At 65.2% G+C, this 24,824-nt stretch carries 28 protein-coding genes; 6 read left to right on the forward strand and 22 right to left on the reverse strand.

All coding sequences use genetic code 11. The features are described 5' to 3' along the window. Positions 1-40 precede the first annotated feature (40 nt). The 11 genes from atpA to TK49_RS02450 form a co-directional block, all read right to left on the reverse strand. Positions 41-1,582, reverse strand: a complete 1,542-nt coding sequence (gene atpA / locus TK49_RS02400; protein WP_045785280.1) for a F0F1 ATP synthase subunit alpha — start codon at positions 1,580-1,582, stop codon at positions 41-43. Positions 1,583-1,644: 62 nt separating this feature from the next. Beyond that, positions 1,645-2,181, reverse strand: a complete 537-nt coding sequence (locus TK49_RS02405; protein WP_045785281.1) for a F0F1 ATP synthase subunit delta — start codon at positions 2,179-2,181, stop codon at positions 1,645-1,647. A gap of 2 nt (positions 2,182-2,183) precedes the next feature. Further along, a complete protein-coding gene (locus TK49_RS02410; protein WP_045785282.1) occupies positions 2,184-2,654 on the reverse strand; it encodes a F0F1 ATP synthase subunit B in 471 nt (156 codons plus the stop codon). A gap of 106 nt (positions 2,655-2,760) precedes the next feature. Then, positions 2,761-3,027: a F0F1 ATP synthase subunit C gene (atpE, locus tag TK49_RS02415; protein WP_003262709.1), complete on the reverse strand. Its 267-nt coding sequence runs from the start codon at positions 3,025-3,027 to the stop codon at positions 2,761-2,763. 80 nt (positions 3,028-3,107) lie between these two features. Next, complete coding sequence (gene atpB / locus TK49_RS02420) at positions 3,108-3,989, reverse strand: F0F1 ATP synthase subunit A (RefSeq protein WP_045785283.1); 882 nt, start codon at positions 3,987-3,989, stop codon at positions 3,108-3,110. A 232-nt stretch (positions 3,990-4,221) separates the two neighbouring features. Beyond that, entirely contained in the window at positions 4,222-4,650 is a 429-nt protein-coding gene (locus TK49_RS02425; protein WP_373271744.1) for an ATP synthase subunit I, read from the reverse strand. A 481-nt stretch (positions 4,651-5,131) separates the two neighbouring features. Continuing rightward, complete coding sequence (locus TK49_RS02430; RefSeq protein ID WP_045785285.1) at positions 5,132-6,046, reverse strand: ParB/RepB/Spo0J family partition protein; 915 nt, start codon at positions 6,044-6,046, stop codon at positions 5,132-5,134. Positions 6,047-6,072: 26 nt separating this feature from the next. Further along, positions 6,073-6,858, reverse strand: coding sequence for a ParA family protein (locus TK49_RS02435; RefSeq protein WP_045785286.1), 786 nt, complete (start codon positions 6,856-6,858; stop codon positions 6,073-6,075). 39 nt (positions 6,859-6,897) lie between these two features. Beyond that, positions 6,898-7,566 carry a 16S rRNA (guanine(527)-N(7))-methyltransferase RsmG gene (rsmG, locus tag TK49_RS02440; protein ID WP_045785287.1) on the reverse strand — a complete coding sequence of 223 codons (669 nt, stop codon included), beginning with the start codon at positions 7,564-7,566 and terminating at the stop codon, positions 6,898-6,900. Further along, entirely contained in the window at positions 7,566-9,515 is a 1,950-nt protein-coding gene (gene mnmG / locus TK49_RS02445; protein ID WP_045785288.1) for a tRNA uridine-5-carboxymethylaminomethyl(34) synthesis enzyme MnmG, read from the reverse strand. Before mnmG ends, rsmG begins: the two co-directional genes overlap by 1 nt. Positions 9,516-9,686: 171 nt before the next feature. Further along, positions 9,687-10,625: a LysR family transcriptional regulator gene (locus TK49_RS02450; protein WP_045785289.1), complete on the reverse strand. Its 939-nt coding sequence runs from the start codon at positions 10,623-10,625 to the stop codon at positions 9,687-9,689. Between the two features lie 85 nt (positions 10,626-10,710). On the opposite strand from TK49_RS02450, the gene TK49_RS02455 reads away from it, so the two are divergent. Beyond that, complete coding sequence (locus tag TK49_RS02455) at positions 10,711-11,724, forward strand: aldo/keto reductase (protein WP_045785290.1); 1,014 nt, start codon at positions 10,711-10,713, stop codon at positions 11,722-11,724. Positions 11,725-11,791: 67 nt separating this feature from the next. Here TK49_RS02455 and TK49_RS02460 read toward each other — a convergent pair whose 3' ends face one another. Both TK49_RS02460 and TK49_RS02465 read right to left on the reverse strand, forming a co-directional pair. Then, positions 11,792-12,940, reverse strand: coding sequence for an ABC transporter substrate-binding protein (locus TK49_RS02460; protein ID WP_045785291.1), 1,149 nt, complete (start codon positions 12,938-12,940; stop codon positions 11,792-11,794). 155 nt (positions 12,941-13,095) lie between these two features. After that, the gene (locus TK49_RS02465) at positions 13,096-13,701 is read right to left on the reverse strand and encodes a short chain dehydrogenase (protein ID WP_045785292.1); all 606 of its coding nucleotides are present in this window, start codon (positions 13,699-13,701) and stop codon (positions 13,096-13,098) included. A gap of 108 nt (positions 13,702-13,809) precedes the next feature. Here TK49_RS02465 and crgA point away from each other — a divergent pair, with 108 nt between their 5' ends. After that, positions 13,810-14,718: a LysR family transcriptional regulator CrgA gene (gene crgA / locus TK49_RS02470; RefSeq protein ID WP_045785293.1), complete on the forward strand. Its 909-nt coding sequence runs from the start codon at positions 13,810-13,812 to the stop codon at positions 14,716-14,718. A 5-nt stretch (positions 14,719-14,723) separates the two neighbouring features. Continuing rightward, positions 14,724-14,939, forward strand: coding sequence for a DUF3820 family protein (locus tag TK49_RS02475; RefSeq protein ID WP_027678837.1), 216 nt, complete (start codon positions 14,724-14,726; stop codon positions 14,937-14,939). 12 nt (positions 14,940-14,951) lie between these two features. Here TK49_RS02475 and TK49_RS02480 read toward each other — a convergent pair whose 3' ends face one another. Next, positions 14,952-15,848 (reverse strand): LysR family transcriptional regulator, encoded by an 897-nt coding sequence (locus TK49_RS02480; RefSeq protein ID WP_045785294.1) that lies wholly within the window; start codon positions 15,846-15,848, stop codon positions 14,952-14,954. A gap of 105 nt (positions 15,849-15,953) precedes the next feature. Here TK49_RS02480 and TK49_RS02485 point away from each other — a divergent pair, with 105 nt between their 5' ends. Next, positions 15,954-16,922 carry an SDR family oxidoreductase gene (locus tag TK49_RS02485; protein WP_045785295.1) on the forward strand — a complete coding sequence of 323 codons (969 nt, stop codon included), beginning with the start codon at positions 15,954-15,956 and terminating at the stop codon, positions 16,920-16,922. Here TK49_RS02485 and TK49_RS02490 read toward each other — a convergent pair. Next, positions 16,908-17,459, reverse strand: a complete 552-nt coding sequence (locus TK49_RS02490) for a phosphonate degradation HD-domain oxygenase (RefSeq protein ID WP_045785296.1) — start codon at positions 17,457-17,459, stop codon at positions 16,908-16,910. The genes TK49_RS02485 and TK49_RS02490 overlap by 15 nt on opposite strands. Positions 17,460-17,628: 169 nt before the next feature. Here TK49_RS02490 and TK49_RS02495 point away from each other — a divergent pair, with 169 nt between their 5' ends. Beyond that, positions 17,629-18,006 carry a cupin domain-containing protein gene (locus TK49_RS02495; RefSeq protein ID WP_045785297.1) on the forward strand — a complete coding sequence of 126 codons (378 nt, stop codon included), beginning with the start codon at positions 17,629-17,631 and terminating at the stop codon, positions 18,004-18,006. On the opposite strand, the gene TK49_RS02500 is transcribed toward TK49_RS02495, so the two are convergent. Beyond that, the gene (locus TK49_RS02500) at positions 17,996-18,754 is read right to left on the reverse strand and encodes a sulfite exporter TauE/SafE family protein (protein ID WP_045785298.1); all 759 of its coding nucleotides are present in this window, start codon (positions 18,752-18,754) and stop codon (positions 17,996-17,998) included. The two genes, TK49_RS02495 and TK49_RS02500, sit on opposite strands and share 11 nt — an antisense overlap. Positions 18,755-18,777: 23 nt before the next feature. Further along, positions 18,778-19,215: a hypothetical protein gene (locus TK49_RS02505; protein ID WP_045785299.1), complete on the reverse strand. Its 438-nt coding sequence runs from the start codon at positions 19,213-19,215 to the stop codon at positions 18,778-18,780. Between the two features lie 119 nt (positions 19,216-19,334). Between TK49_RS02505 and TK49_RS02510 the strand changes: the two genes are divergently transcribed. Continuing rightward, on the forward strand, positions 19,335-19,586 hold the full coding sequence (locus TK49_RS02510) for a hypothetical protein (RefSeq protein WP_045785300.1): 252 nt from the start codon (positions 19,335-19,337) through the stop codon (positions 19,584-19,586). Between the two features lie 235 nt (positions 19,587-19,821). Here the strand turns inward: TK49_RS02510 and TK49_RS02515 are convergent, their stop codons facing one another. From TK49_RS02515 to TK49_RS02535, 5 genes are all read right to left on the reverse strand, one after another. After that, complete coding sequence (locus TK49_RS02515; protein WP_045785301.1) at positions 19,822-20,808, reverse strand: branched-chain amino acid ABC transporter permease; 987 nt, start codon at positions 20,806-20,808, stop codon at positions 19,822-19,824. 8 nt (positions 20,809-20,816) lie between these two features. After that, the gene (locus tag TK49_RS02520; RefSeq protein WP_045785302.1) at positions 20,817-21,701 is read right to left on the reverse strand and encodes a branched-chain amino acid ABC transporter permease; all 885 of its coding nucleotides are present in this window, start codon (positions 21,699-21,701) and stop codon (positions 20,817-20,819) included. Between the two features lie 80 nt (positions 21,702-21,781). Further along, positions 21,782-22,990, reverse strand: coding sequence for an ABC transporter substrate-binding protein (locus TK49_RS02525; protein ID WP_045785303.1), 1,209 nt, complete (start codon positions 22,988-22,990; stop codon positions 21,782-21,784). A gap of 74 nt (positions 22,991-23,064) precedes the next feature. Then, a complete protein-coding gene (locus TK49_RS02530; protein ID WP_045785304.1) occupies positions 23,065-23,805 on the reverse strand; it encodes an ABC transporter ATP-binding protein in 741 nt (246 codons plus the stop codon). Between the two features lie 102 nt (positions 23,806-23,907). Next, positions 23,908-24,678 carry an ABC transporter ATP-binding protein gene (locus TK49_RS02535; protein ID WP_045785305.1) on the reverse strand — a complete coding sequence of 257 codons (771 nt, stop codon included), beginning with the start codon at positions 24,676-24,678 and terminating at the stop codon, positions 23,908-23,910. Between the last annotated feature and the right edge of the window lie 146 nt (positions 24,679-24,824).

Here is a 24,824-nt window from a genome sequence, read left to right on the forward strand (position 1 = left end):
CTGGCTGCGCAGGCTACGCGCAGCCAGTTCCGGGACGCGGTTAGAACGCGGCGGACTTCTTGAAATCCTCGATCGCGGCACGCAGCGCGGCCTCATCGTCCTTCGACAGATCCTTCGTGTCTTCGATACGGTTGATGAGGTCGGCGTACTTCGTCTTCAGATGGTCGTGCAGGCCCTTTTCGAAAGCCAGGATGTCCTTCACGTCCACGTTGTCGAGGAAGCCGTTGTTGGCGGCGTACAGCGACGCGGCCAGCTGCCACACCTGCAGCGGCTGGTATTGCGGCTGCTTGAGCAGTTCGGTCACGCGGCGGCCACGCTCAAGCTGCTTGCGGGTCGCATCGTCCAGGTCGGAAGCGAACTGCGCGAACGCAGCCAGTTCACGGTACTGGGCCAGGTCGGTACGGATACCGCCGGACAGCTTCTTGATGACCTTCGTCTGGGCGGCGCCACCCACACGCGACACCGAGATACCGGCGTTGATTGCGGGGCGGATGCCGGCGTTGAACAGATCGGTTTCCAGGAAGATCTGGCCGTCGGTAATCGAGATCACGTTGGTCGGAACGAACGCGGACACGTCGCCGGCCTGCGTTTCGATCACGGGCAGCGCGGTCAGCGAACCGGTCTTGCCCTTGACTTCACCGTTGGTGATCTTTTCGATGTGCTCGGCGTTCACACGGGCGGCACGCTCAAGCAGACGCGAGTGCAGGTAAAACACGTCACCCGGGTAGGCTTCACGGCCGGGCGGGCGGCGCAGCAGCAGCGAAATCTGGCGATACGCCCAAGCCTGCTTGGTCAGATCGTCGTAGACGATCAGGGCGTCTTCACCGCGGTCGCGGAAGTACTCGCCCATCGTGCAGCCGGCGTAGGCCGACAGGTACTGCATCGCAGCGGAGTCCGAAGCCGCAGCCGCGACCACGATCGTGTATTCCAGCGCGCCGTGCTCTTCAAGCTTGCGCACCACGTTGGCGATCGTCGAAGCCTTCTGGCCGATTGCCACGTACACGCAGAAGATGCCCTTGCCCTTCTGGTTGATGATGGCGTCGACTGCAACAGCCGTCTTGCCGGTCTGGCGGTCGCCAATGATCAGCTCACGCTGGCCACGGCCGATCGGCACCATCGAGTCGATCGACTTCAGGCCGGTCTGCACCGGCTGGCTCACCGACTGACGTGCGATCACGCCCGGCGCGACCTTCTCGATCACGTCGGTCTGCTTGGCGTTGATCGGGCCCTTGCCGTCGATCGGCTGACCCAGCGCGTTCACCACGCGGCCGAGCAGTTCACGGCCGACCGGCACTTCCAGAATGCGGCCCGTGCACTTGACTTCGTCGCCTTCGGAAATGTGCTCGTACTCACCCAGGATCACGGCGCCGACGGAGTCGCGCTCGAGGTTCAGCGCGAGGCCGAACGTGTTGCCCGGGAATTCCAGCATTTCGCCTTGCATCACGCCCGACAGGCCATGAATGCGGCAGATACCGTCCGTCACGGAGATGACCGTGCCGGTGTTCTTTGCGTCAGCGCCAGCCTTCAAGCCCTCGATACGGGTCTTGATGATGTCGCTGATCTCGGAGGGGTTCAGTTGCATCGAATGCTCCTAATTCTTCAATCTGTCCGCGGGCGATCTCATCGGCGCCACGCGGATCAGCATTACGCGGCGGTCAGCGCAGACTGCATCTGCGCCAGGCGCGCGCGCACCGAGGTGTCGAGCACTTCGTCGCCCACCTGCACGCGCACGCCGCCGATCAACGATGGATCGACCTTCACGTGTGCCTGCAGCTTCTTGCCGAACTTGCGTTCGAGCGTGGCGACCAGTTCGGTCAGGGGCGCACCCTCGAGCGGGAACGCACTGGTGATCTCGACGTCGGCGGCGCCTTCGCTGGCATTCCGCAGCACATGGAATTGCGCGGCAATTTCCGGCAGCAGCGACAGACGCTTGTTGGCGACCAGCAGACCAACGAGTTCCTTCGCCTCATGCGATACCGGAGATTTCAGCGCCGACAGGAAGATCCCCGCCACATCGGCTTTGGAGAGCTTCGGATCATCGGCGACTGCCTTCATGTCGGGCACGGAAGCGACTTGCCCCATTTCCGACACGAGCTCAGACCATGCACCCAGATTGCCGGCCTTCGCCACGCGGAACAGCGCCTCTGCGTACGGACGGGCAACGGTTGCGAGTTCTGCCATGATTACAGCTCAGCCTTGAGTTGATTGAGCAGATCGGCGTGGACCTGCGCATTGACTTCACGCTTGAGGATCTGCTCGGCGCCCTTGACGGCCAGCACAGCGACCTGGTCACGCAGCGATTCACGCGCGCGCACGGTCTGCTGCTCGGCTTCCGCCTTGGCTTGCGCGATGATGCGCGCGGCTTCGGCTTGAGCGTTCTGCTTGATCTCTTCAGCGGCCATCTGCGCACGCTTTTCGGCGTCCGCGATGCGCTGCGCGCCTTCATTGCGCGCTTCGGCCAGTGCCTGCTCGACCCGCTTGTTGGCCAGCTCCAGCTCGGCCTTGCCCTTATCGGCAGCGGCCAGGCCATCGGCAATTTTCTTCGCGCGTTCGTCGAGCGCCTTCACCAGGGGCGGCCAAATGAATTTGGCGACAACCCACCACAGGATGAAGAACACGACCATCTGCGCGACGAGTGTGGCGTTCAGGTTCATGGTGTGTTCCTTTCGGTATTGTGACTACGGATCAATGCACGAAGCGGCGAGGGCTGCGCGTTGCGCCATCCCAGGCCGCCTCCGGCATCATGCAGACCGAAAAGAATTACTTGATGACCGACAGCAGCGGGTTGGCGAACGCGAACAGCATGGCCACGCCAACGCCGATCAGGAATGCCGCGTCGATCAGGCCAGCCAGCAGGAACATCTTGGTTTGCAGCGGGTTCATCAGCTCAGGCTGACGTGCGCAGGCTTCGATGTACTTGCCACCCATCAGTGCGATGCCGAGGCAGGCGCCGATGGCACCCAGGCCGATGATGATGCCGATACCGATGGCGGTCAGACCTTGGATGTTGGCGAGAAATGCTTGCATGATGACTCCCTTTTACGTGAAAGACTAAGAACTGAGGAACTTGAAAAAACCAAACGGAACCGGAGAACCTGAACCGCTACTTAGTGATGGTCATGTGCCTGGCCGATGTACACCAGCGTCAGCATCATGAAAATGAACGCCTGCAGCAGAACGATCAGGATGTGGAAGATCGCCCAGACTGCACCGGCCACCACGTGACCCACGAAACCCAGCGCCGAGAAGTCGGCACCGAACGTCCAGATCGAGCCGAGCAGCGCGATCAGCAGGAACACCAGTTCGCCCGCGTACATGTTGCCGAACAACCGCATGCCCAGCGACACAGCCTTGGCGAGGAATTCGATGATGTTAAGGATCAGGTTGAACGGCGCAAGGTACCACTTGGCGCCGAACGGAGCGGAGAACAGCTCGTGCGCGAAGCCGCCCGCGCCCTTGATCTTGAAGCTGTAGTAGATCATCAGGATCAGCACGGCGAACGACATGCCGAAGGTGCCGTTCAGGTCGGCCGTGGCCACTGCGCGATGGTGCGGCACGTGCAGGCCGAAGCTGCCGAGCAGATGGTTGACGCCCGTGACCCAATCCACCGGGACGAGGTCAACCGCGTTCATCAGCGTGACCCACACGAAGACCATCAGCGCCAGCGGAGCAATCCAGGAACGATCGCCGTGGATGATGCCCTTGGCCTGGTCGTCGACCATCTCGACGACGAGTTCGACAAACGCCTGGAAGCGGCCGGGAACGCCCGAAGTGACACGGCGTGCGGCGATGCCCAGGAAGATCAGGCCGATCGCGCCCATCAACACGGACCAGAACATCGTGTCCCAGTTGATGACGGAGAAGTCGACCACCGACGCCTGCTTGCCGCCGATGCTGTTGAAATTCTGCAAATGCTCCGCGATATACGCGGAAGGCGTAAGAGCGTGCTCGGCGGCGTGGCCGGCGGCTTCTGCGACTTCAGTTGCCATGATGACTCAGTCCAATATTGCGAAACATTCTTCGTGATCCGTTCCAGTTCGCGCCCGATGCTCGACGGGTTGCCCCGGAGATCGCGGACTGCACGCGGCTGAAACGCGCCACCTTATTCGTTCGGAGTGTCAGGGCAATGAACCCGGGCTTCTCCTGCCACAGGTTCCTGCCGTGTTCTGACATGTTCCGTGTGCCCGCCGCATGGCCGCAGGCTTGGGTCCGTCGTCGCGGTCAGCGCAGTGCCAGACCGACCCAGTACATCTTCAGCGCCAGGATCAGGGTGATCAGCAGGGGCACCCAGTGCAGTCCCTTGAACACCACCACCACGACCACCAGCAGCGCGATGGTGCCGAGCACCTTGATCGCTTCGCCCACGACGAGGCGGGCAATGGATTCAAAACCCCTGGCCGTCGACAGCCGCATCGCGAACCACGCCGAAGGCACGACGCACACGCCGCCACCCAGCAGGGCCGACAGCGCGGCTTCGCCGGCTGACGCAGACCCCGTGCCTGCAAACCAGCTGCCGATATACCAACCGAGCGCACACAGCAGTGTGATGGCCACCTGGCCGAGCACGATGGAAAAAGGCGTGATGCGCGAAGCCTGCAGGGCGCGCTCGCCGAACAGGGCGACCGCTTCGTCATGCGACAGCACATGCACTGGCGGCTCCGCCTCACCTGCATCGTCCCAGTCGTCGCGCTTCGGATCCTGCGCCGACGATGGTCGGGCGGCTTCCAACGAAGCGTAAGAATGGGGCCGTTGCCGCTCGCTTGGCTGCATGGAAGAATGGTCTCTCATCATGCCGCACCGCTTTGGGTCAGGCGGATTTAAAACCGCACGATTCTACGGGACATGGCATTCGCCAGTCAACGCGCAAGCGTGCGCTCGTGCGGGCGCCTTCGACAGCACCCTGCGCCGGTCTGTTCCGCGCGCTGCGCGCAATGCCGTGCTGCGGCCGGGACCCGAATCCACCTGAGCACACCGCGATCCCGGCGATTCCATGATGGTGTCGACGCGACGCAGCGTCGATGATCCCGGAGGTAATTGCACCGCTACGGTGCGCGCCGCTGCCCGCAAACGGCGCGGCGGCGCGGTCCACCGACCCTGCGTCAAACTGTCGCAGTTGCGCGGTGGTTGCCGGTCAGGCCGTCGCTTCGTCGCCGCCGCCGGGACGCAGGCGCTCGAGCAGGCCATCGAACTCCTCCAGACTGCCGAACTGCACAGTCAACTGACCGCGGCCCTTGGCGGCCAACTTGATCTGCACGCTCAGGCCGAGCAGATCGGCCAGTTCTTCTTCCAGCCGCGCAACGTCGCGGCTGTTCTGATGACCGCCCTTCTGCTTGAGCGATTTGAGTTCGAACGGCTTGAGGGTCGACGCGACCAGCTTTTCCGTCTCGCGCACCGACAGGCGCTTGTTGACGATCTGGTTGGCCAGGGTGATTTGCGAGGCGCCATCGACGGCGAGCAGTGCACGGGCGTGGCCCATGTCGAGGTCGCCAGCCATCAGCATGGTCTGCACGGGCTGCGCCAGGTTTAGCAGGCGCAGCAGGTTCGACACCGCGCTGCGCGAACGCCCGACGGACTCGGCGGCCTGTTCGTGCGTGAACTGGAACTCGCGCACGAGGCGCGCAATGCCCTGGGCCTCTTCCAGCGGGTTGAGGTCTTCACGCTGGATGTTCTCGATCAGCGCCATGGCGGCGGCGGATTCGTCCGGCACCTCCTTCACGAGCACCGGCACTTCGGTCAGCCCGGCCAGGCGCGAGGCTCGGAAGCGGCGCTCGCCGGCGATGATCTCGTACTTCTGCTGCGGCCCGTCGGATTCGACCTTGCGCACCAGGATCGGCTGCATCAGGCCTTGCGCCCGAATGCTCGCGGCCAGCTCCTGCAGCGCGCCTTCGTCCATGCGCGTGCGCGGCTGGTATTTGCCCGGCTGCAGCTGGTCGAGCCTGAGCACCGTGGGCGCACCTTCCTGCTTGGCCGTCTCGACAATCTCGGCGGGACTGCCCAGCAGCGCTTCGAGGCCGCGGCCCAATCCCTTTTTCTTCATCGTGCTCATGTGGTTCCTCTTGCGCGTCTTGTGCCTCAGGCCGGCAGTTCGGCCAGGTGGCGCACTCGGGCGATCATCTCGGCGCCGAAATCCAGGTAAGCCTTGGCGCCCTTTGACGCTGGGTCGAACGCAACGCCGGGCATGCCGTACGACGGCGCCTCGGCCAGGCGCACGTTGCGCGGGATCACGGTCTTGAAAACCTTGTCGCCAAAGTGCGACTCCAGCTGCGCCGACACCTGCTGCTGCAGCGTCACGCGCGGGTCGAACATCACGCGCAGCAGGCCGATCACCTTGAGATCGCGGTTCAGGTTCGCATGCACCTGCTTGATGGTGTTGACCAGGTCGGACAGCCCCTCGAGCGCGAAATACTCGCACTGCATCGGCACGACCACGCCGTGCGCGGCGCACAGGCCGTTGAGCGTGAGCAGCGACAGCGACGGCGGGCAATCGATGAGGACGAAGTCGTACTGAGCATCCACCTCGGCCAGTGCAAGCTTGAGGCGGTTTTCGCGATGCTCGAGGTCGACCAGCTCGACTTCCGCGCCAGCCAGGTCGCGGTTGGCGGGAAGCACGTCATAGCGGCCGGCTTCCGAGCGCTGGCGCGCCTGCGGGATCGTCGCCAGGCCAACCAGCACCTGGTAGACGCTGAACTCCAGCGTGTGCTTGTCGATGCCGGAGCCCATCGAAGCGTTGCCCTGCGGATCGAGGTCGACCAGCAGCACGCGCTGCCCTTGCGCAGCCAGGCCGGCCGCGAGGTTCACCGTGGTGGTGGTCTTGCCGACCCCGCCCTTCTGGTTGGCGATCACGAAAATATTCGACATGACTCCTCTGCGGTGAATGACTCGCTAACAGCGTTCGACTCACGCCGACGGCGCGAGGATGACCAGATGACGCTCGGCCGGCAGCCCCGGCACGGCCAGACGTTCGATCGCTTCGACCGCCCAACCGGCGGGCAGGCGCTCGATCTCGGCATCCGGGCGGACACCCTTCATGGCGACCATGCGGCCGCCCGGTGCCAGCAGATGCCCAGCCAGGTTCACGAAGTCGACCAGCTCGGCAAACGCCCGCGAGGTGATGACGCCGTAGCCGGTGGCGTCTGCCAGTTTTTCCACGTGGCCCCAATGCGACTGGGCGTTGGCGAGACCAAGCTCGGCGCGGCATTGCGTGAGAAACGCCGTTTTCTTTTGCACGATGTCGACCATCGTGACGCTCACGTCCGGGCACGCGATGGCCAGCGGAATGCCGGGCAGCCCGCCGCCCGAGCCGACATCGAGGACGCGCGGCGCGTCAGGCTGCGCGCGGCGCACCAGCGCTGCGATGCGCGACACGGCCGACAGCGAATCCAGCAGATGATGCGTCAGCATGTCGCCCGCATCGCGGATGGCAGTCAGGTTGTAGACGCGGTTCCACTTGGCCAGCAGCCCCTGGTACGCCAGCAACCGATCCAGTTGCGCGGCATCCAGCGACAGGCCAAGGGCGTGCGTGCCGGCTTCGAGCTCCACCCGGGCGTCCGTCAATGCATTGGGCATCAGGCCGCCTCACCTTCCGCGGCCGGCCGCCGGCCGACCTGGCCGCGCAGCACGCCCTTCTTCAAGTGCACCAGCAGCAGCGACACCGCAGCCGGCGTGATGCCGGAGATACGCGATGCCTGGCCGATGGTCTCGGGCTTGTGCTTGGCGAGTTTCTGCTGCACTTCGATCGACAGGCCGCGCACCTGCGAGTAATCAAAATCGGCCGGCAGGCGGGTGTTCTCGTTCGCCCCGAGGCGCTCGACTTCATCCGCTTGGCGCGCGATGTAACCGTGGTACTTGATGCCGATCTCGATCTGCTCGCGAATCTGCTCCGCGAGCAACGGGTCCTCCGCCAGCGGCACTTCGGGCGCGTACTTGCCACCCTGCATGCCCATCAGCGATTCATACGTGACGTTCGGGCGACGCAGCAGGTCGGCCAGCGCATATTCGCGCTCGATCCCCTTCCCCAGGACGGGCTCGGCATGTTCCCGGGGCAGCGTGGCCGGGTTCACCCATGTCGACTTCAGGCGCTCTGTTTCACGTGAAACAGCGTCGCGCTTGCGGTTGAAGGCATCCCAACGGGCATCGTCGACCACACCGAGTTGGCGGCCGATCTCAGTCAGGCGCATGTCCGCGTTGTCTTCGCGCAGGCTCAGGCGGAATTCGGCACGGCTGGTGAACATGCGGTACGGCTCCGTCACACCACGCGTGATGAGATCGTCAACCAGCACGCCCAGATAGGCTTGGTCGCGACGCGGCGTCCAGGCCTCCTTGCCCTGCACCTGCAGACCCGCATTGATACCGGCGAGCAGCCCCTGGGCCGCCGCCTCTTCGTAACCTGTGGTGCCGTTGATCTGGCCGGCGAAGAACAGACCAGAGATCGCCTTCGATTCCAGCGACGCCTTCAGTGCACGCGGGTCGAAGTAGTCGTATTCGATGGCGTAGCCGGGGCGCAGGATGTGGGCGTTTTCCAGCCCACGCATCGAATGGATCAGGTCCAACTGCACGTCGAACGGCAGGCTCGTCGATACGCCATTCGGGTAGAACTCGTTCGTCGTGAGGCCTTCCGGCTCCAGGAAGATCTGGTGGCTGTCCTTGCTGGCGAAGCGGTGAATCTTGTCTTCGATGCTCGGGCAGTAGCGCGGCCCCACTCCTTCGATCACACCGGTATACATAGGCGAGCGGTCCAGGCCGGCGCGGATGATGTCGTGCGTGCGCTCGTTGGTGTGCGTGACCCAGCACGGCACCTGTCGTGGGTGCATGTCTGCGCGGCCCATGAACGAGAACACCGGCACCGGATCGAGGTCGCCGGGCTGCTCTTCCAGGACCGAGAAATCGATGGTCCGGCCATCGATGCGCGGCGGCGTGCCCGTCTTCAGGCGCCCTTGCGGCAGCTTCAACTCCTTCAGGCGCGCCGACAACGACACCGCCGCCGGGTCGCCCGCGCGGCCGCCGGTGTAGTTGTTCAAGCCGACGTGGATCTTGCCGTCCAGGAACGTCCCCGCGGTCAGCACAACAGCGCGCGCACGGAACTGCACGCCAACCTGCGTCACCGCGCCGACGACGCGATCGCCTTCCACCAGCAGATCTTCCACGGCCTGCTGGAACAGCATCAGGTTCGGCTGGTTTTCCAGCCGGCGACGGATGGCCGCCTTGTACAGCACACGGTCCGCCTGGGCGCGTGTCGCACGGACAGCCGGCCCCTTGCTGGAATTGAGGATGCGGAACTGGATCCCGCCCTCGTCCGTGGCGATGGCCATGGCGCCGCCGAGCGCGTCGACTTCCTTGACGAGATGACCCTTGCCAATGCCGCCGATGGACGGGTTGCAGCTCATCTGCCCCAGCGTCTCGATGTTGTGCGTCAGCAGCAGGGTCTGGCAACCCATGCGCGCGGCCGCCAGCGCGGCCTCGGTGCCGGCGTGTCCGCCGCCCACCACGATCACATCGAACTCAATTGGATACAGCATGGCTTCCTCCTCGCATGGAGGCATCGGAATTTGAAGAAGCGGAATTATAAGTCGTCCACCTACCCCGCTGTTCGACGATGCGGCAATCGGCGTGAAATTCGTGCGCGTTTTGTGTTTCACGTGAAACATGCACCGCTTCCCTGGAAGCGACTGTGTTTCACGTGAAACACTTCAACGCGCTGGCGTGGCTCCGGCACCGGCGCGGAGGAAATCGATGAAGGTGCGCAGCTTGCCCGGCATCTGCGGCATGCGTGGAAAATAGAGATGGAAACGGTACAAGGCCGGGCACCACGCTTCGAGCACGCGGACCAGCCTCCCAGCCGCCAAGTCCTCGGCGACGAGGTCTTCCAGCACATGCGCGAGCCCGATCCCCCGTCGCGCCGCATCGACCATCGCCAGCACGTCGTTGGTCACCAGGCCGCCCGCCACATCCACCGTCTGGATTGCGCCGCCCGGTCCGGGCTCGCCAAACTCCCACGCGTACAACGCGCCGCTGCTCGGAAAGCGGTAGCGGATGCAACGGTGCTCGCGCAGCGCATCCGGGGTGTCGGGCGCGCCGTGCGCGTGCAGATAGGCGGGGCTGCCCACGACCGCAATCCGCCGGGCCGGCCCGATCGGCACGCTCACCATGTCGTGCTCCACGCGCTCTCCAAAGCGGATGCCGACATCGAAGCGGTCTGCGACGATGGCGGAGAGCCCATCGTCCACCGATACCTCCAATTCAATACGCGGATACCGCGACAGGAAGTCTGCCAGCGCCGGCTGCAGCACGGCTTGATACGCGACCCGCGAGGCCGTCACGCGCAACGTGCCGCGCGGCTCGGTCGCACGCTCGCCTACCTCCGCCATGGCGCCGTACAGCGCATCGAGACTCGGCCGCACCACCGCGAGCAGCGCCTCCCCTGCTTCGGTCACGCTCACCTGTCGCGTGGTGCGCGCGAGCAACTGCGCCCCGAGCGCCGATTCCAGCCGTCGGATCGTCTGCGACAACGCCGACGTGGACACGTCCAGCGCCGCCGCCGCGTGCGTGAAGCTGCCGGCCTCCGCCACGCGGCGCAGCGCGTCAAGCGCAGGCAGCAGGTCCGGGTCGATTGTGAATGTCCTCTTCATAGTGCATCCGATTCTATCCACTTAATTCACACGCCGGCGCTGCCTAGACTGGCGACTCCTCTTCCCACCTCTGAAGGACATCGCCATGCAAACACGACAACTCGGCCAATCGGACCTGCACATCTCGCCCTTGGGCTTCGGCACATGGGCCTCGGGCGGCGGCAACTGGGAATACGGCTGGGGCGCGCAGGATGACGGAGACACCATCCGCGCCATCGCAGCGGCCGCGCATGCCGGCATCAACTGGATCGACACGGCAGCCGCCTATGGGCTGGGCCACGCCGAAACGGTGGTCGGCCGCGCGCTGCGGGAGCTGCCCGCAGAACTGCGCCCGTACGTGTTCACCAAGGGCTCGCTGGTGTGGGATGCGCAGGGGCGGATTTCGCATTCGCTCGACCCCGCATCGCTTTCACGTGAAATCGACGAGAGCCTGCGCCGCCTGAACGTGAACGCGATCGACCTGTACCAGATCCACTGGCCGGCCTTCCCGCCCGGGGCACCCGAGCAGTCGATCGAAGCAGCCATTGCGGCGCTGGACGCGGCGCGCAAGGCGGGCAAGATCCGCCACATCGGGGTGTCGAACTTCGATGCGGCGCAGTTGGAACGCGCCCGCGCGGTGGCGCCCATTGCGTCCCTGCAGCCGCCCTACTCGCTGCTGATGCGCGGCATCGAGGCCTCGATCCTGCCGTACACGGCGGCCCATGGCATCGGCAACATCGTGTATTCGCCGCTGCAATCGGGGCTGCTGTCCGGGCGCATGACGCGCGAGCGCATCGCCGCGCTGCCCGCCAATGATTGGCGCGCGCAACGCAGCCCCGAGTTCCAAGAGCCCAATCTGACACGCAACCTGGCCCTCGTGGAAGTGCTGCGTGGCGTGGGCGCACGGTACGGCAGGACACCGGCGGAAGTCGCCATCGCCTGGACGCTGCGCAAGCCGGTGGTCACGGGTGCGATCGTCGGCGTGCGGCGGCCGGATCAGCTCGATGGCCTGCTCGGCGCGGCAGACCTGAAGCTGAGCGACGCGGATCTCGCCGAGATTCAGGCCGCCCTGCCCGAAGGCAGCGCGGCGCCAGTCCCGCAAAGCGTGGTCGAAGCCTGAGCCCTCACAGCAAAAACGCACGGCGCGGACCGTGCGTTTTGCGTGCGGCGATGAAGGCGAAGCGCCGTCAGTTCTGCAGCTTCCACTTGCCGTCCTTGATCTCGACCATCACGCGCGAGCGCTGGTCCAGGCCAAGGTGGTCCTTCGGGTTCATGTTCATCACGCCGTGCGAGATGGCGAGGTTGGTGGTCGTCTCCATCGCGTCGCGCAGGCCCTTGCGGAACGCCGGCGTGCCCGGCTGACCCTTCTTCAGCGCCTCGGGCAGCGCATGGGCGAGCAGCAGACCGGCATCCCACATGTGCCCGCCGAAGGTGGAGACCTGGCCGTCGTAGGCCTTCTCATACGCGGTCTTGTACGCCAGCGCCGGCTTCTTCACCGGGTTGCTGTCGGGCAATTGCTCGGCCACGAGGATAGGCCCGGCCGGCAGGAACGTGCCTTCGCAATCCTTGCCGCACACGCGCAGGAAATCGGCATTCGCCACACCGTGCGTCTGGTACAGCTTGCCCTTGTAGCCGCGCTCCTTCAGCGCACGCTCCGGCAACGCGGCCGGCGTACCTGAGCCTGCGATCAGCACTGCATCCGGATTGGCCGCCATGATCTTCAGCACCTGGCCCGTCACCGACGTATCGGTGCGCGCAAACCGCTCGTTGGCGACAACCTTCAGCTTGCGCAGCCCCGCCACCTTGTCGAACTCCTGCGCCCACGAATCGCCATAGGCATCGGCAAAGCCGATCAGCGCGACGGTCTTTACGCCATGGTTTGCCATGTGCTCGGCAATGGCCGTTGCCATGTGCGAATCGTTCTGCGGCGTCTTGAAGACCCACGCGCGCTTGGCGTCCACCGGCTCGACGATGCGCGCCGAGGCTGCCAGCGTGATCATCGGCGTTTCGTTCTCGGCCACCACGTCGACCATCGCCAGCGAGTTGGGCGTGACAGTCGAACCGATCACCAGGTCGACCTTGTCTTCGGTGATGAGCTTGCGTGTGTTCTTGACGGCGGTGGTCGTGTCAGACGCATCGTCGAGCACGATGTACTCGACCTTCTTGCCGGCGATTTCCTTGGGCAGCAGCGCCACGGTGTTCTTCTCGGGAATCCCCAGCGACGCCGCCGGCCCGGTGGCCGACACCGTGATGCCGACCTTCACCTGGGCGAATGCCGTACCGGCCAACAGCGCCGTCGCGGCGAGTGCAATGCGGGATGCGCGCGATACCTTCATGCCGTCTCCTGAGATAGGTCGAGCGGGTCTGCGCCCGCCCTGAATCTGCGATTGACCGACCGATGGGTCGGGGATGAACGAGTCTAGAAGGAGTCACGCCACGCGGGCAAGGGGGAGATACCCCGAAACTTAACGTGTTCACGACCTGGGCGGACTCAGCCCACGCGGTACACCCGGCCGCTCTGCACGCCCTCCACGCTGCGCCGATACGCCAACGCCGCGCGCGCTGCCGAGACCGGCTCGAAACCCGGGAAGAACGGGCCATATGCCTCCATGGATTCGGTCAGCACCGTCGGGCTCACCGCGTTGATGCGGATGCCGCGCGGCAGCTCGCACGCGGCGGCGCGCACAAAGCCCTCCACGCCCGCGTTCACCGCAGTGGCGTTGGCGCCTTGTGCGATCGGCTCCTGCCCCACGATGCCGGTCGTCAGCGTGATCGAGCCGCCGTCGTTCAGATAATGCTGACCGACCAGCGCCAGGCGCACCTGGCCGAGCAGCTTGTCCTGCAGGCCAACGTTGAAATCCGCGGCCGTCATCTTGGTCAGCGGCCCGAAGAACAGGTTGCCCGCGGTGGAGACGATGGCATCGACACGGCCGAGCCTGTCGAACAGCGCAGCCACGCTGTCGGCATTCGTGATGTCGACTTGATGCTCGCCCTGCGTGCGGCCGACGCGGATGACCTCATGCGTACCGCCCTGCTCCAGCTCCGCCACCACGGCGCGGCCCAGTGTGCCGCTGGCGCCAATCACGACGATCTTCATGTTCTGCTCCTTCGCAAATCCGGGTTGGAATGGCGCCTATTCTTTGCCGAACCGCACAAGCGATAAAGCCGTGATAACTTCAGCCATTCCTAATTACAAGTTCGGAATATGGACAAGCTGCGCACCATGGAGACCTTCGTCGCGGTGGTGGAAAGCGGCAACTTCACCGAGGCCGCGGCGCGGCTTGAAATGTCCGCGGTGATGGTCGGCAAATATGTGAGCGCTCTGGAGACGCAACTGGGCGCCCGCCTGCTCCAGCGCAGCACGCGCCGCCAAAGCCTGACCGACGCCGGCCGCGTGTTCTACGAAGATGCCAAGCGTGTGCTGGAACAGGTGCGCTGGGCGGAAACGTCCGTCGAACGGCTGCGCGCGTCGCCTTCGGGCACGCTGCGCGTGAGCGCGCCGACCACGTTCGGCGCGTGCGTGATCGCGCCACTGGCCGCGACCTTCCAGCAGGCGCATCCGCAGGTGCGCGTGGAGTTGAACCTCAGCAACGGCATGGTCGATCTCGTCGACGAAGGGTTCGATCTCGCCATCCGCATCGGCCCGCTGGGCGATGCCGATCTGGTTGCCAAGCCGCTGTGCGTGTATCGCATGGTCATCTGCGCGTCGCCGGAGTATCTGGCGCGGTACGGCCGACCGGAAACGCCGGCCGACCTGCCGCAGCATCGCTGCCTGTCGCACATGGTGTGGAACAACCGCAATGCGTGGCAGCTTGCCGGCTGGAGCGGCGCCACGCCCTGGCGCGACGACCCGGCCTTCACCTGCAACGACGGCCATGGCTTGCGCGCGGCCGCGGTTGCCGGTGCGGGCCTGCTGCTGCAGCCCGAAGTGCTCGTCGCCGAAGACCTGGCCAGCGGCCGACTCGTGCGCGTGCTGCAAGCGTATGCGCCCGAGCCGCGGCCGATTCATGTCGTGTATCGGCAGGATCGGCGGCCGCTGCCGAAGCTCTCCGGTTTTGTGGGGCATTTGCTGGAGCAGGTGCCTAAGTTCGTCCCCGCGTCGGGGGCACAATAGCGCCCATGAACCCCGAAGACCTCCAACGCCTCGTCACCACGCAAATGCCCTTCGGCAAGTACAAGGGCCGCCTGATTGCCGACCTGCCGGGCCATTACCTCAACTGGTTTGCGCGCGAGGGCTTTCCGCCGGGGCAGATCGGCCGCTTGCTCGCGTTGATGCAGGAGCTGGATCACAACGGCCTGAAGGGTCTGCTCGACCCACTGCGCCAGGGCCGCTGACAACGCGCTCGATCAATCGCCGTTGATGTAACGCAGCAGCCCCGTCGCCAACGCGTCAAACACGACGCGGCAGCGCGGGCTGTCACGCAGGTCTTCGTGCATGGCGAGCCAGGTGTCGAGCGTGATGGAAACCTGATTGCCGAACAGCCGAACCAGATCTGCGTTGTGCCCCACCAGGCCCACTTGGCAGAAGCCGATGCCAAAGCCGGCGCGCAGCGCAGCAATCGCCGCCAGGTCACTGTCGGTGCGCAGTGCGAAGCGGTTGCGTTGGATCCACGGGAACTGCGCTCGCACGCTGCGCAGGAATGCGTTCTCCTTGTCGTAGCCGATCAACGTGTGGCCAGCGAGTTCTTCCACCGTGGTTGGCGTGCCGCGCTGTGCCAGATAGCGCCGGTGCGCAAACAGCCCCAATTCAATCTCCCCCAAGTGCCGCGCGACGAGCACGCCTTGGCTCGGTGGCTGCATGCGCACGGCGATGTCCGCCTCGCGGCGCAGCAGGTCTTCCAACCGGTTCGAGGGCACCAGCTCGAGCGTCAGCTCCGGATAGGCGGCGTGCAGATCGGCGAGGATGGGCGGCAGCACCTCCACCGCCACGACCTCGCTGGCGGTGATGCGCACGGTGCCGCGCACGCCCTCGCCCTGGCTGGACGCGGCGCGCAGCAAGGCGGCGCTCGTGGCTTCGAGCGATTCCGCAAACGGCCGCAGCGATAGCGCCGCTTCTGTGGGGCTCAGCCCCTGCTGCGTTCGGATGAAGAGCGACATGCCCAGCGCCCGTTCGAGCGCATCGACATGCCGCCCCGCCGTGGGCTGCGTCAGCCCCAGCGCGCGGGCGGCGCCGGACAGCGATCCTTCTCGCACGACGGCAAGAAAAGTCCGATACAACTCCCAGCCGGGCTCAGTTCTGCTCATACAAATTCGTATAGCTGCACGCTCATCATCAACAATTCCATTGAAGCACAGTCGCGCCCAGAATGCGTCCATCGCAACGCTCTCCCACACTTCAGGAGCACGGTCATGGAACAGGCAAACCAACAGGCAAAACGCATCGCATTGGTACTGGGCGCCACCGGCGGCATCGGCGGTGAAGTGGCCCGTCGGCTGGTGGCACGCGGCTGGCATGTGCGGGCGCTGCAGCGCAATCCGGAGGCGCTGACCAACCGCAACGCCGCGTTCGAGTGGATTCGCGGCGACGCGATGGTGCGCGAAGACGTGGTTGGCGCGGCGCAAGGCGCGGAACTGATCATCCACGCCGTCAACCCGCCGGGCTACCAGAACTGGGCCGGGCTGGTGCTGCCGATGATCGACAACACCATCGCCGCCGCCCGCGCTTCAGGGGCGCGCATCGTGCTGCCGGGCACGGTGTACAACTTTGCGCCGGACACGTTTCCCCTGCTGCGCGAAACGACTGCGCAGGCACCGCTCACCCGCAAGGGCAAGATCCGCGCAGAGCTGGAGCGCCGCATGCAGGCCGCAAGCGCGGAGGGCGTGCGCAGCCTGATCGTGCGCGCGGGCGATTTCTTCGGGTCACACACGGGCAACACGTGGTTTGCCGGCGCGCTGGTCAAGCCGGGCAAGTCCGTCCGCACCATCACCTATCCGGGCGCGGCCGGCATCGGCCACCAGTGGGCCTATCTGCCCGACGTGGCCGAGACGATGCTGCGCCTGGTCGAGCTAGGCGACCGTCTGCCCGACTTCGCGGTCTATCACATGCGCGGCCACTGGGATGCCGACGGCACGCAGATGGCCGCGTCCATCGGGCGCGTCGTGGGCCGGCCGGTCAAGACGCGCGCGTTCCCGTGGTGGGCCCTGCCGGTGCTGTCGCCGTTTTCCGAGATGCTGCGTGAGATGCGCGAAATGCGTTACCTGTGGCAGCACCCGGTGCGCATGGACAACGCCAAGCTCGTGCAGACGCTGGGCGCCGAACCGCATACGCCGTGGGACGAAGCCGTTGGCGCGACGCTGCGCAGCCTAGGCTGCCGCTGAAACCCGCGCCGCCGTCGCCAGGAAGTGCGCAAGATCAGGCGTGCGCTGCCCGGCCACCTTGGCGAGGTCGTCCCACTGGCGCAGCTGCAGCGCATCGGCAGCGTACGGACGCTGCATGAAGGCCTCGGCTTCCTGCGCCGAAAACACACCACCCTGCAATGCCAGGCTCCGTACGGAATCGGCTGAGAGGCGCGCGTAGTAATGCGCATCCATCGCGCACAGGCAGCGCTTGGCATCCACATGCAGGCGGATCGGCTCCAGCACGGCATCGGGAAACGTCGCACGCAGAAACGGCAGCGCAAAGTACTGGTGCTGATCGTCGATGCCGCGGGCGGTCGGCGTCTCGCCCTGCGGGTTCAGCAAATGGCCGAGGTCGTGCAGCAGCGCCGCCGTGATCAGCGCATCCGACGCGCCGGCCGCCTCCGCCAACGCCGCCGTCTGCAGGGCATGTTCGCGTTGCGTGACGGGCTCGCCGCTGTAGGCAATGTTGCCGTGGCGGTCGAACAGCGTGCGGATGGCGTCGAGACTCAGGGCCATGATGCTGCGTGGGTAAAAGCGGAACCCTGCAGCGTAGCGCGCCCGTGCGGCAACACGGTGACAACGCACCGCGCATTAGCCCGCGTGATCGGCGCGATTAGAAAGTTTGGTTGGGAATGCACGGCGCCCGCCCTTATCTTCAGTGCCTTCCCACACATCGGAGCGCATCATGCTCGCAGGACACGCCGTACAGGTCACGCAGGCGCTGGAACAGGTCACGCACTATTGGTCCCCGCGCGTCGTCGGCCAGGTCAACGACCAATACATCAAGGTCGCCAAGCTCAAAGGTGAGTTCGTCTGGCATGACCACCCGAATGAAGACGAGCTGTTCTTCGTGGTCTACGGCCACTTGAAAATCGCTTTCGAAGACCGCGCCGATGTGCACCTCGGCCCCGGCGAATTCTGCGTCGTGCCGCGCGGCGTGCGTCACTTTCCGGTGGCCGACGAAGAATGCGGAATCATGCTGATCGAAACCGTAACCACGCAGCACACGGGCGATGTCGTTACCGAGCGCAGCGTGGCGCTCGAGAAGCAACTCAACGGATGAAGGCGTCGTAAGCCGTCTTCATAATCAACGCCAGCACCACCACGATGAACACCTTGCGCACGAAGCGGCTGCCGTGCCGCAGCGCGAGGTGACTGCCCACCTGGTTGCCGGCCACGTTGGCCACCGCCATCACGATGCCGAGCTGCCACCACACATGGCCCTTGGCGGCCAGCAGCAGCAAGGCCGCCACGTTGGTCGCCAGGTTGACGATCTTGGTGGACGCCGATGCGTGCAGGAAGTCGTAGCCGAACACACGCACGAACACGATCATCAGAAAGCTGCCGGTGCCCGGGCCAAACACGCCGTCGTAGAAACCGATGGCCGCGCCGGCCAGCAATGCCGCCGCGCGCTCGCGCCAGCCCTTGAGGCTCGGGGCGTGATCGGCGCCCAGGTTCTTCTTGGCCACCGTGTAGACGAGCAGCACCGCCAGCACGAATGGCAGCGCACGGCGCAGCGGCTCGGCCGGAATATGCGTGAGCGCCCACGCGCCGAGCAGCGAGAACACAAACGCCGTGACCACCGCCGGCGCCGTCGCGCCCCAGTAAATGCGCACTGTGCGGCCGTAGCGCACCGCCGCCGTCGCCGTGCCCGACATCGAGGCGACCTTGTTGGTGCCGATGAGCGTGGCGGGCGCGACGTTCGGATACGCCGAGAACAGCGCGGGGATCTGCACCAGGCCGCCGCCACCGGCCACGGCATCGATCAGGCCAGCCAGAAAGCCGGCCACGGCGAGCAAAGCGAATTCCATCAGGAGAAATGAAACGGGAAGGATTAGCCCAGCGACTTGGGCGAGGGGCGTGCGCTGCGCCGCCAGCAGCCCGATGCGTCGGGCGCAAAGCCGAGCGCTGCGGCGTCTTCAGCCGAAAGCGCCGCGGGCGGCAACAGGACGTGGAGTATGCCATGTGCCCTGGCGTACTCATTGACGGCCGCCAGGGCCGCATCGCGCGTGGCCGTGTCACCGGAAAGCACCATCACGCCGACGGGCAACCACGCCACCAAACCGCCGAGCGCCAGATGCGGCACGAGCGTGATGGGTGCCACCCCGGCCAGCTCTTCACCCATTTCAACGAGGAAGCACGGATGCACGCTCGGATGGGCGAGCAGCGTATCGACGGCATGCGCGGCCTGCAGCGGCGAGGCGGTCGACGCGACGGCGGCCAGCAGGCGCGGCCGGTCTTCGGGCGTGGCAAGGCGAGTGGAGAACGTCATGGGCGGCTCAGGCGAAGGCGCCATTGTCATGCAGCGCGCGCATAGGCGTCGACACCGAATGCATTTCTCTTGCGAATTGGCGCGAACCAGAATGGATGCGTCACCCCACGGAGCCCGCCATGGCCGATCCGACACACGCCCTCACCCTGCAATTGCTGCAGTCGCTGGCCGAGCGGCCGCGGCCCTATGCTGAAGTGCTGGAAACGTGGCGGACGTCGTGCCCGCGTTTGTCGATCTGGGAGGATGCCTGCATCGACGGGCTGGTGGACTGCGTACCCGACTCCGCGCCGGGGCTGCAGTTGGTGACGGTCAGCGCCCGGGGCCGTGCGCTGCTGGCCGGCGCCCTCGCGAAAGGCGAGCGCACAAACTAAAAGGCCCTGCCGGGGATCACCCGGCAGGGCCTCTGTTTTATTTAGCATCTCCACCGTTTCGTGCGGTGTGTGCTGTCGTCTCCTCGCTCCCGCCTCATTTATCTCGTGCGAAAACCGTAACGCGACTGTAAAAGATGCACCGCAATGCAGCAACTAGAGCAAACCCTTACGGTGCATCAGGCACCAAGATCAGCCGTTCGGGTGAAATTTACCGGCATCTTCGCCTATTGTGGCGTCAACGCCGCAGCCACGGCACCCGGGCGGCGATCTCCCCCATGATGCCCCGGCGGAAGGTCAGCACGCAGATCACGAAGATCGCGCCCGTCACCGTCGTCACGGATTCACCGAGCACGTTGAAGCCGTCGATGCCCGTGGCGCCGGCCAGGAAGCTGCCGATGTCGCCGAGCTTGTTTTCCAGCGCGATCACCAGCGCCGCGCCAAGCAGCGGGCCCGACAGAATACCGAGGCCGCCCACCAGCGTCATCAGGATCACCGAGCCGGACATCGACCAGTGCACGTCGGTCAGCGTCTCGAAGCCCAGCACCAGCGTCTTGAGCGAGCCCGCGAGGCCCGTGAGCGCCGCCGACAGCACGAAGGCGAGCAGCTTGAAGCGATCGGTGTCGTAGCCGAGGGACGTGGCGCGCGGCTCGTTCTCCTTGATGGCCTTCAGAATCTGTCCGAACGGCGAGTGGATCGTGCGCACGATCAGCAGGAACGCCGCTGCCACGATCACCAGCACCACGTAGTACAGCGTCATGTCCGACGACAGGTCGAGCGCGCCGAACAGCTTGCCGCGCGGCACGCCTTGCAGGCCGTCTTCGCCGCCGGTGAACGGCGCCTGCAGGCAGAAGAAGTACAGCATCTGCGCCAGCGCCAGCGTGATCATCGCGAAGTAGATGCCCTGGCGCCGGATGGCGAGCAGACCCACTACCAGGCCGATGAGCGCACCCGCCGCCGTGCCGGCCAGCAGGCCGAGCTCCGGCGTGACATGCAGATCGCGCATCAGGTAGCCGGCCACGTAGCCCGCGCCGCCAAAGAACGCCGCATGCCCGAACGACAGCAGCCCCGTGTAGCCGAGCAGCAGATTGAAGGCGGAGGCAAACAGCGCAAAGCACAGCAGCTTGGCGACGAAGACCGGATACGCCCCCACCAGCGGCGCGGCAATCAGCGCGACCAGCAGCAGGCCGTACAACACATATTTGAGGGAAGAGGTGTTTTGCATAGCGCCGCTTATTTCTCTTTACCGAACAGGCCCGCCGGCCGCACCAGCAGCACCAGCACCATGATCACGAACACCACCGTGGACGACGCCTGCGGATAGAACACCTTGGTCAGCCCCTCGATCACGCCCAGCCCGAGGCCGGTGACGATCGAGCCCATGATCGACCCCATGCCGCCGATCACCACCACCGCAAACACGGTGATGATCATGCTCTGGCCCATCAGCGGCGAGATCTGGATGACGGGTGCCGCCAGCACGCCCGCAAACGCCGCCAGCGCCACGCCGAAGCCGTAGGTGAGCGTGACCATCAGCGGCACGTTCACGCCAAACGCTTCGACGAGCTTCGGGTTCTCGGTGCCGGCACGCAGATACGCGCCGAGCTTCGTCTTCTCGATCATGAACCACGTGGCGAAGCACACCACCAGCGAGGCCAGCACCACCCAGGCCCGGTAGTTCGGCAGCACCATGAAGCCGAGGTCCGTGGCGCCCTGCAGCAGGTCGGGCGTGCTGTACGGGAGGCCCGAGACGCCGTAGATGGCGCGGAACACGCCTTCGATAACGAGCGTCACGCCCAGCGTGAGCAGCAGGCCGTACAGGTGGTCCAGCTTGTAGATGTGGCGCAGGAGCGTGCGCTCGATCACCACGCCCAGCAGCCCGATCACCAGCGGCGACAGCACGAGCATCGCCCAGTACGGCACGCCCAGGTACGAGAAGCCCATCCACGTGAGCACCGCACCCAGCATGAAGAGCGCCCCGTGCGCAAAATTGATGACGTTGAGCAGCCCGAAGATGACCGCAAGGCCCAGGCTCAACATCGCATAGAAGGAACCGTTGACCAGACCCAGCAGCAGCTGGCTGAGCATGGCCGGTAGCGGAACGCCAAAGATTTCCATCGCGGTCAGGGAAAGAACACCAACACAACGTTGAGGGCACCGCCATCCGCGCGGACGGCGGCACCCGATTGCTTACGCGCTTACTTCTTCATCAGCGAGCACTTCGACTCGGCCGGCGTGGTGAAGGCCTGGTCGCCCGGGATGGTCGCCACCACCTTCAGGTAATCCCATGGCTTCTTCGATTCGGCCGGCGTCTTCACCTGCATCAGGTACATGTCGTGCACATAGCGGCCGTCGGCGCGGATCATGCCCTTGGCGTAGAAGTCGTCCAGCTTCGTCTTCTTCAGCTGCGCGATGACCTTGTCCGGATCGTCCGTGCCGGCCGCGGCCACCGCCTTGATGTAGTTCGACACCGCCGAGTAATCCGCCGCCTGCAGGCTGCTCGGCATCTTCTTCATCTTCATGAAGTAGCGGTTGGCGAACTTGCGCGTGGCGTCGTTGGTGTCCCAGTACCAGCTGTCGGTCATCAACAGGCCTTCGGCCGTCTGCAGACCGAGGCTATGCACGTCGTTGATGAACATCAGCAGGCCGGCGATCTTCATCGACTTGGTGATGCCGAATTCCTTGGCCGCCTTGATCGAGTTGATCGTGTCGCCGCCGGCGTTGGCCAGGCCCAGGATCTGCGCCTTGGACGACTGCGCCTGCAGCAGGTACGACGAGAAGTCCGACGCCGACAGCGGGTGTTTGACTGAGCCCACCACCGTGCCGCCGTTGGCCTTGACCACGGCAGCGGTGTCGTTCTCCAGCGAGTGGCCGAAGGCGTAATCGGCGGTCAGGAAGAACCACGACTTACCACCCTGCTTGACCACCGCGCTGCCGGTGCCCTTGGCCAGGGCCACCGTGTCATACGCATAGTGAATCGTGTACGGCGTGCATTCCTCGTTGGTCAGGCGGGCCGTGCCGGCGCCGATGCCGATGAACACCTTCTTCTTCTCGGCCGCCACCTTGCTCATCGCCAGCGACGTGGCGGAGTTGGTGCCACCCAGCAGCATGTCGATACCCTGCTGGTCCATCCACTCGCGCGCCTTGGACGCCGCGATGTCAGCCTTGTTCTGGTGATCGGCCGTCACCAGTTCGATCGGCTTGCCGAGCACCTTGCCGCCCGCATCCTCGATCGCCATCTTGACCGCCTCGACACCGCCCTGCCCGTCGATGTCGGCATACAGGCCCGAGAGATCGGTGATGTAGCCGATCTTCACCTTGTCGCCGCTCACCTGCGCATGCGCGCCGAATGCAGCCGCGCCCAGCCCTACCGCCATCAATGCACCAGCCAGCTTCTTGAGTGTCATGGTCTTGTCTCCTGTGTCGTGCGCGCCGCGGATCACGCTGGCGCATGGTCTTGCAAGTCGATCGGGAAAACGTCTTACACGCCGAGCAGTTCGTGCAGCACCGGCATCTTGTCCTGCAGTTGCGCCGCCTCGAAACGCTCGACGATGCGGCCGTGTTCCATCACATAAAAGCGATCTGCCAGCGGCGCGGCAAAGCGGAAGTTCTGCTCCACCATCACCACCGTGTAGCCGCGCTTCTTGAGCATCAGGATCATGCGGGCCAGCGCCTGCACGATCACCGGCGCAAGGCCCTCGGAAATCTCGTCGAGCAGCAGCAGGTTCGCGCCCGTGCGCAGGATGCGCCCGACCGCCAGCATCTGCTGCTCGCCGCCCGACAGGCGCGTGCCCTGGCTCTGGCGGCGCTCCTTCAGGTTGGGAAACATCTCGTAGATCTCGTCGATGCTCATGCCGGCATTGCCGGACCTGGCCACCTGCCCCTTCAGCACCGGCGGCAGCATCAGGTTCTCTTCGCACGAGAGGCTGGAGAAGATGCCCCGTTCCTCGGGGCAGTAGCCGATGCCGCAGTGGGCGATCTTGTGCGTCGGCAGGTCGATCGTTTCCACGCCCTGGCCGCTTGCGTCGTGCACGACGATGGAGCCCTTGCGCGTGCCCACCAGGCCCATGATGGCGCGCAGCGTGGTGGTGCGGCCCGCGCCGTTGCGGCCGAGCAGCGTGACCACCTCGCCGCGGTTCACGGTCAGGTCGACACCATGCAGGATGTGCGATTCGCCGTACCAGGCGTGCAGGTCCTTGATCTGGAGCGCGGGCGTGCTCATGCAGTGTTCTCGTGTGTTCGGGTCTAGCGTTCGGTGATGCAGCCAGCCGCTGCATCGGTGACCGGCCTGCGCCGGCCGACTGCTTCCATGGCCTTGACGGGCTCAGTGGCCTTCCAGCGCCGCATCGGCGGTGCCCATGTAGGCCTCCATCACCTGCGGGTTCTTCGAGACGTCTTCATACGGGCCCTCGGCCAGGATCTGGCCGCGCTGCAGCACCGTGATCTTGTCGGCGATGGACGACACCACGTTCATGTTGTGTTCGACCATCAGGATCGTGCGGCCCGCGGCCACGCGCTTGATCAGCTCCGTCACGCGGTCCACGTCTTCGTGGCCCATGCCCTGCGTGGGCTCGTCGAGCAGCATCAGCTCGGGCTCCATCGCCAGCGTGGTGGCAATCTCCAGCGCGCGCTTGCGGCCGTAGGGCAGCTCCACCGTCACGGTGTGCGCGAACTGCGTCAGGCCCACCTGATCGAGCAGCTCCATCGCGCGTTCATTCAGGACATTGAGCGACTGCTCACTGCGCCAGAACGCGTACGCCGTGCCCAGCTGGCGCTGCAGGCCGACGCGAACGTTTTCCAGCACGCTCAGATGCGGAAACACGGCGGAAATCTGGAACGAGCGGATCACGCCCCGGCGTGCAATCTGCGCCGGCTTCTCCGAGGTGATGTCGACGCCGTTGAACAGGATCGTGCCCCGCGTGGGCACCAGAAACTTGGTCAGCAGGTTGAAGCACGTCGTCTTGCCTGCCCCGTTGGGGCCGATGAGGGCGTGGATCGACCCGCGCTGCACGCGCAGGTTGACGTCGGACACGGCGGTAAAGCCCTTGAAGGCCTTGGTCAGCCCGCGCGTTTCGAGAATGATGTCCTGCGCCATGATTCCCTCTAGTCTCCCGCCTCTTTTTTTGGTGCGGATGATTGTCAACGGCTGTTGCGTTGCAAAACATCGGGGTTTGTACCGAGGCGGATTGCACATCGCTTACAGCCCAAAACCCGCACCGGCATTGGGTTTGCAGCTCGCTG

Origin of the sequence: Ralstonia mannitolilytica (assembly GCF_000954135.1) — a bacterium.
Classification (GTDB): domain Bacteria; phylum Pseudomonadota; class Gammaproteobacteria; order Burkholderiales; family Burkholderiaceae; genus Ralstonia; species Ralstonia mannitolilytica.

Bases quoted from the DNA above. Each gene is read 5' to 3' on its own strand.
- atpA (WP_045785280.1), bottom strand. From the start codon at position 1,582: ATGCAACTGAACCCCTCCGAGATCAGCGACATCATCAAGACCCGTATC.
- TK49_RS02405 (WP_045785281.1), bottom strand. From the start codon at position 2,181: ATGGCAGAACTCGCAACCGTTGCCCGTCCGTACGCAGAGGCGCTGTTC.
- TK49_RS02410 (WP_045785282.1), bottom strand. From the start codon at position 2,654: ATGAACCTGAACGCCACACTCGTCGCGCAGATGGTCGTGTTCTTCATC.
- atpE (WP_003262709.1), bottom strand. From the start codon at position 3,027: ATGCAAGCATTTCTCGCCAACATCCAAGGTCTGACCGCCATCGGTATC.
- atpB (WP_045785283.1), bottom strand. From the start codon at position 3,989: ATGGCAACTGAAGTCGCAGAAGCCGCCGGCCACGCCGCCGAGCACGCT.
- TK49_RS02430 (WP_045785285.1), bottom strand. From the start codon at position 6,046: ATGAGCACGATGAAGAAAAAGGGATTGGGCCGCGGCCTCGAAGCGCTG.
- TK49_RS02435 (WP_045785286.1), bottom strand. From the start codon at position 6,858: ATGTCGAATATTTTCGTGATCGCCAACCAGAAGGGCGGGGTCGGCAAG.
- rsmG (WP_045785287.1), bottom strand. From the start codon at position 7,566: ATGCCCAATGCATTGACGGACGCCCGGGTGGAGCTCGAAGCCGGCACG.
- mnmG (WP_045785288.1), bottom strand. From the start codon at position 9,515: ATGCTGTATCCAATTGAGTTCGATGTGATCGTGGTGGGCGGCGGACAC.
- TK49_RS02450 (WP_045785289.1), bottom strand. From the start codon at position 10,625: ATGAAGAGGACATTCACAATCGACCCGGACCTGCTGCCTGCGCTTGAC.
- TK49_RS02455 (WP_045785290.1), top strand. From the start codon at position 10,711: ATGCAAACACGACAACTCGGCCAATCGGACCTGCACATCTCGCCCTTG.
- TK49_RS02460 (WP_045785291.1), bottom strand. From the start codon at position 12,940: ATGAAGGTATCGCGCGCATCCCGCATTGCACTCGCCGCGACGGCGCTG.
- TK49_RS02465 (WP_045785292.1), bottom strand. From the start codon at position 13,701: ATGAAGATCGTCGTGATTGGCGCCAGCGGCACACTGGGCCGCGCCGTG.
- crgA (WP_045785293.1), top strand. From the start codon at position 13,810: ATGGACAAGCTGCGCACCATGGAGACCTTCGTCGCGGTGGTGGAAAGC.
- TK49_RS02475 (WP_027678837.1), top strand. From the start codon at position 14,724: ATGAACCCCGAAGACCTCCAACGCCTCGTCACCACGCAAATGCCCTTC.
- TK49_RS02480 (WP_045785294.1), bottom strand. From the start codon at position 15,848: ATGAGCAGAACTGAGCCCGGCTGGGAGTTGTATCGGACTTTTCTTGCC.
- TK49_RS02485 (WP_045785295.1), top strand. From the start codon at position 15,954: ATGGAACAGGCAAACCAACAGGCAAAACGCATCGCATTGGTACTGGGC.
- TK49_RS02490 (WP_045785296.1), bottom strand. From the start codon at position 17,459: ATGGCCCTGAGTCTCGACGCCATCCGCACGCTGTTCGACCGCCACGGC.
- TK49_RS02495 (WP_045785297.1), top strand. From the start codon at position 17,629: ATGCTCGCAGGACACGCCGTACAGGTCACGCAGGCGCTGGAACAGGTC.
- TK49_RS02500 (WP_045785298.1), bottom strand. From the start codon at position 18,754: ATGGAATTCGCTTTGCTCGCCGTGGCCGGCTTTCTGGCTGGCCTGATC.
- TK49_RS02505 (WP_045785299.1), bottom strand. From the start codon at position 19,215: ATGACGTTCTCCACTCGCCTTGCCACGCCCGAAGACCGGCCGCGCCTG.
- TK49_RS02510 (WP_045785300.1), top strand. From the start codon at position 19,335: ATGGCCGATCCGACACACGCCCTCACCCTGCAATTGCTGCAGTCGCTG.
- TK49_RS02515 (WP_045785301.1), bottom strand. From the start codon at position 20,808: ATGCAAAACACCTCTTCCCTCAAATATGTGTTGTACGGCCTGCTGCTG.
- TK49_RS02520 (WP_045785302.1), bottom strand. From the start codon at position 21,701: ATGGAAATCTTTGGCGTTCCGCTACCGGCCATGCTCAGCCAGCTGCTG.
- TK49_RS02525 (WP_045785303.1), bottom strand. From the start codon at position 22,990: ATGACACTCAAGAAGCTGGCTGGTGCATTGATGGCGGTAGGGCTGGGC.
- TK49_RS02530 (WP_045785304.1), bottom strand. From the start codon at position 23,805: ATGAGCACGCCCGCGCTCCAGATCAAGGACCTGCACGCCTGGTACGGC.
- TK49_RS02535 (WP_045785305.1), bottom strand. From the start codon at position 24,678: ATGGCGCAGGACATCATTCTCGAAACGCGCGGGCTGACCAAGGCCTTC.